This window comes from Mesorhizobium kowhaii, assembly GCF_003253745.1.
In the GTDB taxonomy this organism is placed as follows: domain Bacteria; phylum Pseudomonadota; class Alphaproteobacteria; order Rhizobiales; family Rhizobiaceae; genus Mesorhizobium; species Mesorhizobium kowhaii.
In genome coordinates, this window is the sequence record NZ_MZXV01000013.1 from 489739 (window position 1) to 503668 (window position 13930).

General features: G+C 63.5%; 12 protein-coding genes. 4 read left to right on the forward strand and 8 right to left on the reverse strand.

The window, feature by feature from the left end; translation table 11 throughout:
• Positions 1-21: 21 nt before the first annotated feature.
• Both B5V02_RS04810 and B5V02_RS04815 read left to right on the forward strand, forming a co-directional pair.
• Entirely contained in the window at positions 22-1137 is a 1116-nt protein-coding gene (locus B5V02_RS04810; RefSeq protein WP_111543056.1) for an ABC transporter substrate-binding protein, read from the forward strand.
• 145 nt (positions 1138-1282) lie between these two features.
• Positions 1283-1615 (forward strand): hypothetical protein, encoded by a 333-nt coding sequence (locus tag B5V02_RS04815; protein ID WP_111543739.1) that lies wholly within the window; start codon positions 1283-1285, stop codon positions 1613-1615.
• Between the two features lie 433 nt (positions 1616-2048).
• Here B5V02_RS04815 and B5V02_RS04820 read toward each other — a convergent pair whose 3' ends face one another.
• From B5V02_RS04820 to B5V02_RS04840, 5 genes are all read right to left on the reverse strand, one after another.
• The gene (locus tag B5V02_RS04820; RefSeq protein WP_111543057.1) at positions 2049-5252 is read right to left on the reverse strand and encodes an efflux RND transporter permease subunit; all 3204 of its coding nucleotides are present in this window, start codon (positions 5250-5252) and stop codon (positions 2049-2051) included.
• Entirely contained in the window at positions 5249-6463 is a 1215-nt protein-coding gene (locus tag B5V02_RS04825) for an efflux RND transporter periplasmic adaptor subunit (protein WP_111543058.1), read from the reverse strand. The genes B5V02_RS04820 and B5V02_RS04825 overlap by 4 nt, the downstream gene beginning before the upstream one ends.
• Positions 6464-6671: 208 nt before the next feature.
• Complete coding sequence (locus B5V02_RS04830; protein WP_111543059.1) at positions 6672-7346, reverse strand: 4-carboxy-4-hydroxy-2-oxoadipate aldolase/oxaloacetate decarboxylase; 675 nt, start codon at positions 7344-7346, stop codon at positions 6672-6674.
• Positions 7347-7412: 66 nt separating this feature from the next.
• The gene (locus tag B5V02_RS04835; protein ID WP_167458367.1) at positions 7413-8435 is read right to left on the reverse strand and encodes an amidohydrolase family protein; all 1023 of its coding nucleotides are present in this window, start codon (positions 8433-8435) and stop codon (positions 7413-7415) included.
• 68 nt (positions 8436-8503) lie between these two features.
• Positions 8504-9613, reverse strand: coding sequence for an alcohol dehydrogenase catalytic domain-containing protein (locus B5V02_RS04840; RefSeq protein ID WP_111543740.1), 1110 nt, complete (start codon positions 9611-9613; stop codon positions 8504-8506).
• 281 nt (positions 9614-9894) lie between these two features.
• On the opposite strand from B5V02_RS04840, the gene B5V02_RS04845 reads away from it, so the two are divergent.
• Both B5V02_RS04845 and B5V02_RS04850 read left to right on the forward strand, forming a co-directional pair.
• Positions 9895-10251 carry a DoxX family protein gene (locus B5V02_RS04845; protein ID WP_111543061.1) on the forward strand — a complete coding sequence of 119 codons (357 nt, stop codon included), beginning with the start codon at positions 9895-9897 and terminating at the stop codon, positions 10249-10251.
• A gap of 56 nt (positions 10252-10307) precedes the next feature.
• On the forward strand, positions 10308-10928 hold the full coding sequence (locus tag B5V02_RS04850; RefSeq protein WP_167458368.1) for a TetR/AcrR family transcriptional regulator: 621 nt from the start codon (positions 10308-10310) through the stop codon (positions 10926-10928).
• A 25-nt stretch (positions 10929-10953) separates the two neighbouring features.
• On the opposite strand, the gene B5V02_RS04855 is transcribed toward B5V02_RS04850, so the two are convergent.
• From B5V02_RS04855 to B5V02_RS04865, 3 genes are all read right to left on the reverse strand, one after another.
• A complete protein-coding gene (locus B5V02_RS04855; protein ID WP_111543062.1) occupies positions 10954-11991 on the reverse strand; it encodes an Ldh family oxidoreductase in 1038 nt (345 codons plus the stop codon).
• A gap of 32 nt (positions 11992-12023) precedes the next feature.
• The gene (locus tag B5V02_RS04860) at positions 12024-12905 is read right to left on the reverse strand and encodes an alpha/beta hydrolase (protein ID WP_111543063.1); all 882 of its coding nucleotides are present in this window, start codon (positions 12903-12905) and stop codon (positions 12024-12026) included.
• A 101-nt stretch (positions 12906-13006) separates the two neighbouring features.
• Positions 13007-13906 carry a VOC family protein gene (locus tag B5V02_RS04865; RefSeq protein ID WP_245445685.1) on the reverse strand — a complete coding sequence of 300 codons (900 nt, stop codon included), beginning with the start codon at positions 13904-13906 and terminating at the stop codon, positions 13007-13009.
• Between the last annotated feature and the right edge of the window lie 24 nt (positions 13907-13930).

A 13930-nucleotide genomic window follows, 5' to 3' on the forward strand; every position in this document is an offset into this window, starting at 1 on the left:
GAAACCAAGGGAGGTACCAACATGCAACGCAGAACATTTTTGAAATCATCCGTCGCCTTGATGACTATCGCAATCGCTGCTCCAGTCCTGTTCGCCGGCCATGCACGGGCGGACGCGATGGCCGACGCCATGGCGGTGGTCGAAAAATATGCCCAGAAAGTCACCGCCTGGGACGGCCCGACCACCGGTCCGAAGGCGCAGCCGGGCAAGACGATCGTCGTGCTCGCCGGTGACCTCAAGAACGGCGGCATTCTGGGCGTCACCACCGGCGTCGAGGAAGCGGCCAAGGCGATCGGCTGGGAGGTCAAGGTGATCGACGGCGCCGGCTCGATCGGTGGCCGCACCGCCGCCTTCGGCCAGGCGATGGCGCTGAAGCCGAATGGCATCGTCATCAACGGTTTCGACGCCATCGAGCAGGCGCCGGCGCTGGAGCAGGCGAAGGCTGCCGGCATCCCGCTGGTTTCCTGGCATGCCGGACCGGTGATCGGACCTGACGAAAAGAGCGGCGTCTTCGCCAATGTCTCCACCGACGCCATGCAGGTCTCCACGGCGGCGGCCGACTGGGCCTACGCCGATGCCAAGGGCAAACCCGGCGTCGTCATCTTCACCGATTCGACCTACGCCATCGCCATCGCCAAGGCCGACAAGATGAAGGCGGAGATCGAGCGGCTGGGCGGCAAGGTGCTCGAATATGTCGACACGCCGATCGCCGAGACCTCGCAGCGCATGCCGCAGCTCACCACCTCGCTGCTGCAGAAATACGGCGATGCCTGGACGCATTCGCTGGCGATCAACGATCTCTATTTCGACTTCATGGGACCCTCGCTTGCGGCGGCCGGCAAAGCCGGCACCGACGCACCGATCAATGTCGCCGCCGGCGACGGTTCGGAATCGGCTTATCAACGCATCCGCGCCGGCCAGTTCCAGAAGGTGACGGTCGCCGAACCGCTCAACCTGCAGGGCTGGCAACTGGTCGACGAATTGAACCGCGCCATCGCCGGTGAGAAATGGTCGGGCTACCTGTCGCCCCTGCATGTGGTGACGGCCGACAATGTCGAGTTCGACGGTGGCCCGAAGAATGCGTTCGACCCCGAAAATGGCTACCGCGACCAGTACAAGAAAATCTGGGGCAAATAAGCATGCAAGGAGGCGGGCGCATCACCCGATGCGCCCCCAAAACCGGCGTCATTCGATACCGCAAATCCGGGAAGTGTCCGGCCCGCGACCTGCCGCCGGCGGCGGCAAGTCGCATCAACTGCAGAAAAGTCAGGAAACCCTCGTCATGATCATTCGCTACGCCCTCTTCGAAGGTGAAATCCACCCCGGACAAGAGAGCGAGTTCCGGCGCTTCGTCAGGGAAAGGCTGGTGCCGCTGTGGACACAGTTTCCCGGAGCGGAGGAAGTGCGCGTTCTGGATGGCACGACGCGGGACGAAGGCGCTCCCGTCTATGCCATGGCGCTCGCCATTCGCTACCCCGACATGGACGCCTGCAACCGAGCGCTTCAATCCGATGTGAGATTTCAAAGTAGGGACGTGACCGGTGATCTGCTGAAGATGTTTACCGGCCGTGTTCATCACCATGTGTTCGAGGTAAATGAGTACGCACCGGCCTGATTGGGATCTTGATCGGCAACGCTCTCAATTGCTGCGATCGGCGAATGCCGGTATCGGTGGTTGCATGTCCATGATTTGAACCTGCGGACCAGATGTCGCCCATTGGCCGCGGGACCGTACGGAACGATACGGGAAGACTTCTGGTTTTGGCCCACGAAAAACTCAATAAAATCAACGGTCTTAATACGCCCTCCGGGCCCACCAAAACGACCGCGTAAGTGGCTGATTTTTATACCATTTTCTGAAGGGGCCCACGACGTGGACTCGAACCCCCTATTTCTGACCAAGCACTTATTGGTCTCACGTCCGCCAGTAACGAAGATGTTGAGGCAGACAACTGACCCCAATCTGATCGTTTGTTGGGGTCGTGTGCAGCGCGCCGCGCCGATTTTCTGGAGTGATAAGCCGCGCCCGACGCGGCGAATTCGTAACCCTACTCGGCGGCCGTCTCCGATGGCGCCTCTGCCGGCCCCGAAGGCTCGGCCTCGGCACGGGGCTTGCGCCGTGAAAACAACGACCTGAGCGTGACGTAGAACACCGGCGTCAGGAACAGGCCGACGAAGGTGACGCCGAGCATGCCGGAGAACACCGCGGTGCCGAGCGACTGGCGCATTTCTGCGCCCGGGCCCGTTGCGATCATCAGCGGCACGACGCCGAGGATGAACGAGAAGGCGGTCATCAGGATCGGCCGCAGCCTGAGCCGGCAGGCTTCGACGGCAGCCTCGGCGGCCGTCAGGCCGCGTTCCTGCGCCTGCCGCGCGAACTCGACGATCAGGATCGCGTTCTTGGCAGCAAGCCCGATCAGCACGATGAGGCCGATCTGCACGAGGATGTTATTGTCCAGCCCTCGGAAAGACACGCCGAGCAACGCCGCGAGCACGCCGAGCGGCACCACCAGCACAATGGCAAACGGCAGTACCCAGCTTTCATATTGCGCCGCCAGCGCCAGGAACACGAACAGCACCGACAGTCCGAAGATATAGACAGCGGCATTGCCGGTGTTGCGCTCCTGATAGGCGAGCTCGGTCCATTCATAGGAGGTACCGGCCGGCAGCGTCTTTGCCGTGATCCCTTCCATCAATGCCAGCGCGTCGCCCGTGGAAACGCCGGGCGCGGCGTTGCCCTGCAGCGGCACCGAGACGTACATGTTGTAGCGCTGGACCAGCGCCGGGCCAGTGACGTCGCGGATCTCGATCAACGTGCCGAGCGGAACCAGCGCGCCGGTCGCCGAGCGCACCTTCAGTTTCAAGATGTCGGCGCGATCGAGGCGGAACGCCTGGTCGGCCTGCGCCCGCACCTGGTAGACGCGCCCGAAAGCGTTGAAGTCGTTGACGTAGGCGGTGCCCAAATTGATCGACAGCGTCTCGAAGATGTTGGGGATCGGCACGTTCAGGATGCGCGCCTTGTCGCGATCGATCGCCAGGAAGAATTGCGGGCTCGACGCGGAGAACGTGGTGAACACGCCCGTCAGCCCCGGCGTCTTGTTGGCCTTGCCGGCGATTTCGTTGGCAAGTGCCAGGATCTGCCGCATGTCGGCGCTGTTGCGCTCCTGGATCTGCAGCTTGAAGCCGCCGGCATTGCCGACGCCGCGGATCGGCGGCGGCGGCAGTGCGATAATGAAGGCTTCCTTGATGCTTTGCAGGCTGCCGAACAGATTGCCGATGACCTGGGTCGCCGACTGGCCGGCTTTCAGTCGCTCGTGAAACGGCTTGAACCTGGCGAAGATCACGCCCGCGTTGCTGGCGTTGGTGAAGGTCGCGCCGGAGAAGCCGGCGAAGGCGACTGCGTAGTCGACGCCTGGCGTTTTCTGGATGATCTGCGACGCCTGCTGGATGACCGCATCGGTCCTCGACAGCGAGGCGCCGTCCGGCAACTGGACGACGACGATCGCATAGCCCTGGTCGAGCGACGGAATGAAACCGCGCGGCACCGCCTGCACCATGTAGACCGTGGCGCAGATGAGGGCCGCGAAAACGGCCAGCATGGCGGCGATCGTTATCCACGAGCCGACCAGCACGCGGATGATGCTCGAATACCAAAGGGCGACCCTGTCGAAGCCGCGATTGAAGCCGTCGGCGAGCGCCCGTCCGAACCGCGCCAGGAAAAAGCGCGGCGGCGCCGCCGCGGCGTGGTGCGGCTTGAACAGCAGCGCGGCCAGCGCCGGCGAAAGCGTCAGCGAATTGAATGCCGAGATCGCCGTCGACACCGCGATGGTGATCGCAAACTGCAGGTAGAACTGCCCAGAAATGCCGGGGATGAAGGCTGTCGGCACGAACACGGCTATCAGCACCAGCGAGATCGCGATGACCGCCGTTCCGACTTCGTCCATGGTTAGGTGCGACGCCGGATTGGGCGCCAGCCCTCTGGCGATGTTGCGCTCGACGTTCTCGACCACGACGATCGCATCGTCGACGACGATGCCGATCGCCAGAACGAGGCCGAACAGCGTCAGCATGTTGAGCGAGAAGCCGGCGGCGTAAAGCACCGCTAGCGTGCCGATCAGCGACACGGGGATCGCCACGATCGGCACGATCGCCATGCGCCACGATTGCAGGAAGACGATGATGACGATTATGACCAGCAGCATCGCCTCGAGGATCGTCTTGTAGACCTCCTGGATCGACTCGGCGACGAACTCGGTCGGATTGTAGACGATGTCGTAGCTCAACCCCTTCGGGAAGTCGCGGGAAAGCTCCTTCATCTTGTCCTGGATCTCCGCGGCTGCGGCGAGCGCATTGGTGCCCGGCCGCTGGAAGATGGCGAGCGCCACCGCCGGTTTGCCGTTGAGATAGGAGTTGGTGACGTAATCCTTGGCGCCGAGCTCGATGCGCGCCACGTCCTGCAGCGAGATCAGGCGGCCGTCGTCGGTCGATTTGACGATCACGTATCGGAAGTCGCGTGCGTCGTTGAAGCGGCCTTGCGTGGTGACCGTGTACTGGAACGCCGTGCCGGTGCTGGTCGGCGGCGCGCCGATCGAGCCGCCCGACACCTGGACGTTCTGGTCGCGCAGCGCCTGCACCACATCGCCCGAGGTCATCCCCAGGGCGGACAGTTTTTCCGGATCGAGCCAGATGCGCAGCGAATATTCGCGTTCGCCAAAGATGGTGAGGTCGCCGACGCCGTCGAGTCTGAGCAGTATGTCGCGCACCTGCGAGCGGGCGTAGTTCGAGACGTAGAGCTGGTCGTAGGTATTGTCGGGCGACAGCATGTGCACGACCATCATCAGGTCGGGCGAGCTCTTGGTGGTGGTGATGCCGAGGCGGCGGACTTCTTCGGGCAGGCGCGGCTCGGCGACCGACACGCGGTTCTGCACCAGCACCTGCGCCTGGTCGAGATCGGTGCCCAGCTTGAAGGTAATGGTCAGCCCCATTGCCCCGTCGCCCGACGAATAGGACGACATGTAGAGCATGCCCTCGACGCCGTTGATCTCCTGCTCGATCGGCGTTGCCACCGTCGCTGCGACCGTCTCGGCGTCGGCGCCCGGATACTGCGCGCGAACGACGATGGTCGGCGGCGCGATCTCGGGATATTGCGCGACCGGCAGCTGGGTATAAGCGATCCCGCCGAGGATCAACAGGACGATTGAAACGACCGATGCGAAGATCGGACGGTCGACGAAGAAATGTGCGAACCTCATTGCTGCAACTCGGCGGTCTCGGCCTTGGGCGGCAACGTCACCATCTCGACCTTCACCTTGGTGCCGGGCCTGGCGTGCATCAGCCCGTTCACGACGATCGTCTCGTCGCCGGTCAGGCCCTGGCGGATCACCCGGTAGCCGTCGAGAAGCGGGCCGGTGCGCACGGGCTTCGCCGACACCATCCCGGCCTCATCCACCAGGAACACGATGCGGCGATCCTGATCGGCGCCGATCGCCTCGTCGGGCACCAGCACGCCGCCATGCGGCAGCGACCCCGGCACGTTGATGCGCCCGAACATGCCTGGCTGGAGAATGCCGTCGGCGTTGGGAAAGCTTGCACGCACCCGCATGGTGCCGGTCGCGTTGTCGATCCGGTTCTCGGCAAAATCGAGCTTGCCTTTGAATACCGCCTCCGCGCGGTCGGCGACACGAACCACCACCTCGAGCCCGCCGGCGCCTTCCTGCATGCTGCCGCCACGCTCCTTCGCGTCGCGGGCGTAGCTGAAATACAGGCGCTCGTCGACGTCGAAATAGAAGTCGATCGGATCGCGCGTAACGATGGTCGTCAGCAAGGTGGAATCCGGCTGCACGAGGTTGCCGACCGACACCAGCCGGCGGTCGATGCGGCCGGACAAGGGCGCCTTGATCTCGGTGAATTCCATGTTCAGGCTGGCCGTCGTCAGCGCAGCCGTCGCGCCCTGCATCTGCGCCTGCGCCGAAAGGTATTCCCGCCGGCGGTCGTCGACCGTCGCGGTTGAGATATTGCCGGTCTTGGCGAGTTCGTCGGCGCGATCCAGCTGCATCTTGGAGAATTCGAGCAGACTCTTGGCGACGTCCAATTGCGATTTGGCGGCATCATAAGCCGCCTGGTACGGACGCTGGTCGATGGTGAAGAGCAGGTCGCCCTTGTTGACCAGTGCGCCGTCCTGGAAGCTGACCTTGTCCAGATAGCCGCTGACGCGCGAACGGATGGCGACCTGGTCGACGGCTTCGAAGCGCCCGACGAACTCGTCGTCTTCGACGATTTCACGGACCACCGGCTTGGCCGCCGTCACCACGGGTAGCTGCTGGTCCTGCGCAAACGCAGTGCTGCTGAAAGCCGCGCCGAGCAGGAATGCCGCCGACACGGCGGCGCGGGCAAGCCAGCCGGCCGATCGACGGGGTCGCGCGCCCGCGTCGCGATGCAATTGCCCATTCTCTGGGGTGTCCATTTGCGTCCTCGCTCGCTGGACCCGGAGGTTGGTTGATCCGCTTCTACGCTCAGGCTTCTCGTCGAGATCAGAGCACTGCAGTGTTGTGCATGGCAACAGGATCATTTTCCATATGGGCTGAAATGTCCACCCTGTGGCTGCCCCGCCACCGGGCTAAAGCCAGTCGCGATTTAAAGGATTCAGGATTCCTTTGATGGACGGTTTATGATCATTGTTCGTAGACAAGGCCTTTGCGCCGCAGGCGTTCGCGCATGTCGTTGACGTCGAGGCTCAACTTGCCCGCGGCGTAGAGGCTTCGCTTTTCTTCTTCCATCGCCTCGCGCTTGCGGGCGATTTCGAGGATCTTTGCAGCGGTTTCGCGCGGCACCACGCACACGCCGTCGTCATCGGCTACGATCACGTCGCCTGGCCGAATATGGGCGCCGGCGCAGACGATCGGCACCTGGACGTTGCCGAGCGTCTCCTTGACTGTCCCCTGTGCGCTGATCGCCCTCGACCAGACCGGAAAAGCCATGGAGCGCAGGGTCGAAACATCGCGCACGCCAGCGTCGATGATGAGGCCCCTGATGCCTTGCGCCTTGGCCGACTCGGCCAGCAGGTCACCGAAATAGCCGTCCTCGCAGGGCGAGGTCGGGGTGACGACCAGGATGTCGCCTGGCAGTGCCTGTTCCAGCGCGACGTGGATCATCCAGTTGTCGCCCGGCGCGACTTCGCAAGTCAGCGCGTTGCCGCCAATCCTGGCGCCATCATAGATGGGCCGCAGGCGGGCGGCGAGCAGGCCTGTCCGTCCCTGCGCCTCGTGAACCGTGGCCACGCCAAGCTGGCCAAGAGCCTCGCAGGTCTCGATTGGTGTGCGCTCGGTTTTCGTGACGACTCTGGCCATCGGTGTTCTCCTGGAAAGATGAGGCGCGGTGTCTGGCCCGGGCCCGAACGGTGCTCACTGGGTGGCCTAGCGCCCTTGCGCCTTCAGCCGCGTATCAAGCCTTGGATAGACCTTTCGGGCATTGCCTTCGAAAACGGCCTTCCGTTCGGCCTTGCCGAGCGAAAGTGCATCGATGTAGCGCCGCGTATCGTCGAAGTCGAAGCCGGTTTCCGGGTCGATGGCCTTGACCGCTCCGAGCAGTTCGGATCCGAACAGGATGTTGGCCGGACCAACGACGCGGAACAGAGTGTCGATGCCCGCCTGATGATAGACGCAGCTGTCGAAGAACACGTTGCGCAGCAGGTGCTCGCCCAGTCCGGGCCTGTCCAACATCATCGCCAGGCCGCGATAGCGTCCCCAATGATAGGGCGCCGCACCACCGCCGTGCGGGATGATCAGCTTGAGATCGGGAAACGCGCTGAACAGGTCGCCCTGGATCAGCTGCATGAACACCGCGGTGTCCGCGTTGATGTAGTGCGCACCGGTCGTATGCAGGCATGCGCTGCAGGAGCCGGAGACATGGATCATGGCCGGTACCTGCAACTCGACCAGCTTTTCGAAGAGCGGGTACCAGTAGCGGTCGTGGATCGGCGGCGCCGACCAGAAGCCACCGGACGGATCGGGATTGAGGTTGCAGCCGACGAAGCCGAGTTCGACGACGCAGCGCTCTAGCTCGGCAAGGACCGGCTTCAGATCGCCGCTCATCGATTGCGGCAGCTGGCATACGCCAGCGAAGTTGGCTGGAAACATGTCGACGATGCGGGCGATCAAGTCGTTGGAGATGCGCGACCACTCGGCATTGTTCTCGGCGCTGCCGATATGATGGCCCATGCCCGAAGCCCGCGGCGACAGGATGGTCAGGTCCGAGCCTCGCTCGCGCTGCAGTCGCAGTTGGTTCTGTTCGATCGTTGCCCTCAGCACGTCGTCTGCGATGTCAGGGTATGCGGGCCTTGCTTGGCGCGTGCCCTCGACGAACTCGACCTGCGCCTTGCGAAAGGCATGATGGTCCTGCGGTTCGCTCGTGTAGTGGCCGTGGCAGTCAATGATCATTTCGATTCTCTTCGCGACGCGATCGGCCAGCGGCGGACGCTGAGGTCCGCCGATGCCGATTGTTGCGCCTACGGTTCGAGCACATAGTTGGTGAAGCCGCCGTCACCGGAAGCGACGCCGTTGATGGCCTCGTTGATCTGCTCGAGCGGATACGTCCTAGCCTCCAGCACCGAGAGATCGACCGTGCCGGAGCGGACCATCTCGGCGATCTCCATGCCCTCGGCCGTGGTCAGCCAGGCCGAGCCGATCAGCTCCATCGAATTGTCCATCCACCACTTGGTGTTGAACAGCATGTCGCTGCCGGTGCCGCCGATGTTGACGATGCGGCCGCCGCGCCTGACGCCCATCATGGCGTCCTTCATGGCATTGACGTCGGCGACCGCGCCGAGGCAATCGAGCATGAAGTCGGCGCCAAGACCGTTGGTCTGCGAGCGGATCCAGTCGGCGACCTTGCCGTCTTGGTTGGAGAAGGTCTGGATCCGGTTCGGGGCTAGCTGTTTCAGCCGCTCAAGCAGGGGCTTGCCGCGGGCCACCGCGTAGATGGTCGAGACGCCCATGGCGAGCGCGAAGAGAGTGGCGCCGACGCCCAACGTGCCCGTCGCGCCGTTGATGATCAGCGACTTGCCGGTCGGTATGCCGAACTTCTTGATCGCGGAATAGGATGTGCCGAGGTAACCCATGCGGGCGGCCTGCGGAAAGGTCATGTTGTCGGGGATCTTGACGATCGAATTCTGGGGCGCACACATGAACTGGGCGAAGCCGCCTTCCGGATAGCGGTTGTAGATCTCAAGGCTGTTCCTGTTGAAGCCGAAGTAGCCATTGAAGGTGAAGTACTCGCACTTCGCCTGATGGCCGCTGACGCAGGCATGGCATGCACCGCAGGAGCGTAGCGGATTAACATACACGCGGTCGCCAGGCTTGATCGCCACGACCTGGTTGCCGACCTGATGCACGATGCCCGCCGGGTCGAGGCCGAAGATCGCCGGCTTCATCGGCAGCGGCTGATGTGGGTACCAGGTTTCCCAGTTGTTCAGCACGTTCGCGAGGTTGGGCACCATCCCGCAGGCCTTGACCTCGACGACCACATCCGTTCCGGACGCCACCGGCTTCGCCACTTGCTCGACACGCATCGGCTCGTTCACGGCATGCAGCCGTGCCGCCCGCATCATGATCGTCATCGTCTGTTCCTCCCAGTATGTCGGTTCGCGGAGATGCCTCATTGACATTCCCATCGGACTGCGGATACCGTACAGTATCTGGATTGGGTGACGCAAGAGCCGATTTCCACTGACGACAGCATTTGCAGGAGATCTCGGCGTACGCCGGCCGGTTGCGGCCCGGCGACGAACGCTTTCGCCGCGAACTTCGCTCGCTGAACGAGGGAACGTCGCGCCAGCCAGGCAACAAGGACAGATGAAGGGCATCGAAGGCCCGTTCGGCGTCCTACACGGAGGGATCAGTGCCAGAGTTTACGCTAACGCCAATCGATCTGCTGCGCATTCTGTGCGGACTCTGGTTCCTTCCACATCTCGTCGGAAAGATCAGGAACTTCGAAAAGGCGACGAAGACGTTCGAGGCCGCCGGACTGAAACCTGGAAAACCCTCCATCGTGCTGACGATAGTGCTGGAGGTTCTTGCCGCCGTTGGAATGGTGTTCAACATTCATCCGCGCTGGGCGGCTGCGTGCGCCGTGGCTGTTTTGCTGGGGGCGGCCTATGCGGTGGTGCGCATCAATGGCCCGCGCTGGCGCTGGCAGCTGATGGGCCCCGAATACCCGATTTTCTGGGCGCTTGCCTGTATTGTTTCGGCCTTCTAACCTTCGGCCGATTCGGATACCAAAGGTATCCCGATGGTGGACTGGAAGGACTGAAGATGGCACGACTGACACGCGAACAGAGCCAGGCTCTGACCCGCGAGAAGCTTTTGCTGTCGGCGAGCGAGGTCGTGTCGCGCGACGGCTACTCCGGCGCGACCATCGAACGCATCGCGGAAGAGGCCGGATATTCGAAGGGCGCCTTCTACTCGAACTTCGCCACCAAGGAAGAGATCTTCCTTCAATTGCTTGAGCGCCATGCCGGCGGCGACGTGGTCGAGCTCACCAGCCTGCTCGACGGCTATGATGATCCGAAAGAGATCATCGACGCGATGTGCAATTGGGCCAACCAGCGGGCGAAGGACAAGCGGTGGGGAACACTTGCCATCGACCTGCTGCGGATCGCCCGCCGGGACAACACACTGGAAGAGCGGCATCTGCGCTTGTTCAAGGACCAGTGGGTGGGTCTGGGCAAGTTGCTGTCCGGAAAGCTTTTCCCCTACGGCGGTTCCGATATTGAACCACTCTATGTGGGCGGCGTCGTTCTCGAACTCATCTACGGCGGCCTCTCCAGCTTCATGAAGGACGATTCGCCGGGCGAAATGGTCAGGGCCACGCTCACCTCGATGCACGAGGCGCATCTCTACAGGCACATGAAGCGGCCGGCGGCCCGCGCATAGGGCGCGCCGCGGCTGTCGCGCGGCATCACTGTAGGAAAGCCGGCACCGCGAGCCCCAGCCGAACGGCGGCATCGGCGAGGTTCCTGGCGGTGCCTTTCGCCAGCGGGATGCCGTTGGCCATGCGCTCCCGCCCGGTCTGGAAGCCGCGTTCGCCGGGTAGCTTCACGCCATCGGGGCCGGCTGCCGGATCGAGCGCATGGATCGCGCCGGCGAGGCTTTCCACCGAGGCGAGAAAGGACGCGGTGTCGCCGAAGGCCGCCGGATTGATGGCAAGCATAAGGCCATTGAAGCCGCCGTTCTTCTCGCCGCGCAGGAACGGGGCGATGACGGCGTTGCCCACCAGCACGCTCGACAGAACCTCGATCATCAACGACAGGCCGGATCCCTTTGGGCCGGCCATGGGCAGTATGGCTGCCACCGCATGCGGGTCCCGCGTTTCGACGCCGTTGGCGTCGATGGCCCAGCCCTTGGGGATCGGGTTGCCCGAATCCTTCGCCGCCATGATCTTGCCGAGCGCGACGGCGGCCGTGGACATGTCGAGCACGATTGGATCGGCGCCATCAGGCCGCGGAACGGCGATCGACAGGGGGTTCGTCGACAGGGCCTCGCCCTTTGCGCCGAAGTAGCTCATGAGCGGCCTCGACGCGGTCATGGCGATGCCGATGAGGCCGCGGCCGGCCAGTTGGGTCGTGAAGTAACCGATTGCACCGGCATGCGATATGGCGCGGGCGCCGCACCAGCCGATGCCGAACTTTTCCGCCAGGTCGCCGGCCTTGCCGGCCGCGTGCATCATCGCGACGGCGCCCGGCGCCTTTCCGTAGTCGAAAACGCAGGTCGATCCGAATTCCCGGATCAGCTTCGGCTGTTGACCGGTGTGGACGACAGCGGTCTTGATCATCTCGATGTAGCGCGGGATCCTGAGAACACCGTGCGAATCCGCGCCGCGCAGATTGGCCCACACCAGCAGCCGCGCGGTCTGTGCCGCCTCGTCCGGCGTATAGCCGGCAGCATGCAGGAGCGCAGTGGCAAAATCGGTCAGTTCGGTTTCCTGGGCGACGGGCATGCCTGATGTCTCCTGGTCTGGCTGCGCTGACCTCAAGCGACCGGCGTTGCCGGGAAGAATTTGTCGAGCCAGCCCTTGATCATCATCCTGGTGCGCGGCGCGTCCTCCGGGGCGAGCGGGAAATGGGCGGTGCCCGTGATCAGCATCAGCTCGGCCGGCTGCCCGGCCTTCTCGAACAGGCGGATGGACTGCTCGGTCGGCGTGATGATGTCGTCGGCGGTGTGGAAGAACAGGGCCGGCCGCGGTGCGATGTTGGCCACCACGTCATCCGCCCTGAAGTTCATCATGCTCCATGCCGTCTCGGTCGGGATTTCCATGATCGCCTTGGGCGACAGGTTCTTGCGCAGTTTTTCTGGGATCGGCACGGCGTCGAAGCGCGAGATCCACATGCTCTCGCCCGTCGCGCGCCTGTGCTCGCGCCCCTTCTCGAGCAGGCCCATGAACCGCTCCCACGCCTCCGGCGTGGGGTGCTGGCCGCGGAACTTCCGTTCGCCATGACCCCAGCCGCATGAGGAGATGACGCAGGCGAACCGCTCGTCGACCCCGGCTGTATAGACCGAAACCGCGGCGCCGAAGCTGTGGCCGGTGATGCCAATTCGCTTCGGGTCGATCTCGGGACGCCTGGCGAGGAAGGTCAACGCGTTCTTTGCGTCGGCGACCTGATCGAAGCAGCGCACCTGGGCGCGCTCGCCCTCGCTCTCGCCGCAGCAGCGGAAGTCGAAGCGCAGCGCGGCATAGCCGAACGCTTCCATCATCTCCGCCTGGATCTGGGCGTGCGACTCGTCCTTGGAACCGACGAAGCCGTGGCAGACGATGAACGCGGGCAGCTTCTGTCCTGGACGGTGGCTGTCGGGAATGTGCAGAATCGCCGACAGTTTCAGACCGTCGGATTCGAACGTCAGTTTTTCCTGCATGGCAGTCTCCTATCGGCAGCAGCGCCCCACCCGGTCGAGACGCTTCGCTTTGAATCCTTGTACGGTCAGCCGAAGCGCGGCCGGTCGCCGCGCCTTCCTGATCAGTCGACCCTGGCGAATGGAAAATGGTGCTCGCGCCATTCCTGGGGGGCGGGAGAACCCCAGACATTCATCTGGCGGACGTTTCCTGGGCGCTCCAGGTTGGTGATGACGTTCGGCACGAAGTGGGCGTCGTCGGCCACCGTGTGCATGGCGCCGGAGCACTCGACGATCGCTCCACTGGCATCCAGGTAGTAGGCGTAGGTGTTGTCGCCTGGACGATGGCGGCCCGGCCCCCAAAGGACTTGGCGGTCGAACCCGTCGAGAATGTCGCCGAGCCGGCAGTAGTCGCTGAAGTGGCTGAATTCGAAGGAATAGTGGTGAAGCCCGATCGGGCCCTTCACCAGACCCAGGATGTGATGCTGGCGGTTGCCGCCATGCATCCAGCTCAGTGCTTCGTTGACCATGCGCTCGGTGAGCTGCATACCGCAGATTTCGGCGAGCTGCCGCCTTGTGGCGACCGGGTCGGGCGTGATGAGATTGATGTGGTCGAGCCGTCGCGGCTTGATGCCGTTGGTTGGGTAGCGCGGATTGTACATGTCGTCGCGTGCCGGGGTGTGAACCTCGAAGCGCAGTCCTTCCGGCGTTGCGAAGGTCACGCCGGCATCGCAGCAGGCCAGGCTGGGGTCGCGCGAGAGGACACGGCAGCCGGCGCCGTCCACGCGCGAGGCGGCTTCCGCGACAGCCTCGGCGGTCAGGGCTTCGAGCCCGATCGTGTGGCAGGAATTCTCATCAGATTGGAGAAGCACAAGTTCGGCCTTGCGGCCGTTCGAGCTCAGCCATGTCTCGCCCGCCGCCTGCTTGGTGACGCGCAGCCCGAGAATCTCCGTCGAGTCATGGATCATGGCCCCGACGTCACGGACATTCAGCTTTATGTGACCGACCCCAAACACCAGGTGCATCACTATTCTCCTCTTGCGGTCGCA

Coding starts and splice junctions, on each gene's coding strand:
- B5V02_RS04840 (WP_111543740.1), bottom strand. CDS start 9,613: ATGACGATCATGATGCGGGCGGCACGGCTGCATGCCGTGAACGAGCCG.
- B5V02_RS04830 (WP_111543059.1), bottom strand. CDS start 7,346: ATGGCCAGAGTCGTCACGAAAACCGAGCGCACACCAATCGAGACCTGC.
- B5V02_RS04855 (WP_111543062.1), bottom strand. CDS start 11,991: ATGCCCGTCGCCCAGGAAACCGAACTGACCGATTTTGCCACTGCGCTC.
- B5V02_RS04810 (WP_111543056.1), top strand. CDS start 22: ATGCAACGCAGAACATTTTTGAAATCATCCGTCGCCTTGATGACTATC.
- B5V02_RS04825 (WP_111543058.1), bottom strand. CDS start 6,463: ATGGACACCCCAGAGAATGGGCAATTGCATCGCGACGCGGGCGCGCGA.
- B5V02_RS04820 (WP_111543057.1), bottom strand. CDS start 5,252: ATGAGGTTCGCACATTTCTTCGTCGACCGTCCGATCTTCGCATCGGTC.
- B5V02_RS04850 (WP_167458368.1), top strand. CDS start 10,308: ATGGCACGACTGACACGCGAACAGAGCCAGGCTCTGACCCGCGAGAAG.
- B5V02_RS04835 (WP_167458367.1), bottom strand. CDS start 8,435: ATGATCATTGACTGCCACGGCCACTACACGAGCGAACCGCAGGACCAT.
- B5V02_RS04815 (WP_111543739.1), top strand. CDS start 1,283: ATGATCATTCGCTACGCCCTCTTCGAAGGTGAAATCCACCCCGGACAA.
- B5V02_RS04860 (WP_111543063.1), bottom strand. CDS start 12,905: ATGCAGGAAAAACTGACGTTCGAATCCGACGGTCTGAAACTGTCGGCG.
- B5V02_RS04865 (WP_245445685.1), bottom strand. CDS start 13,906: ATGCACCTGGTGTTTGGGGTCGGTCACATAAAGCTGAATGTCCGTGAC.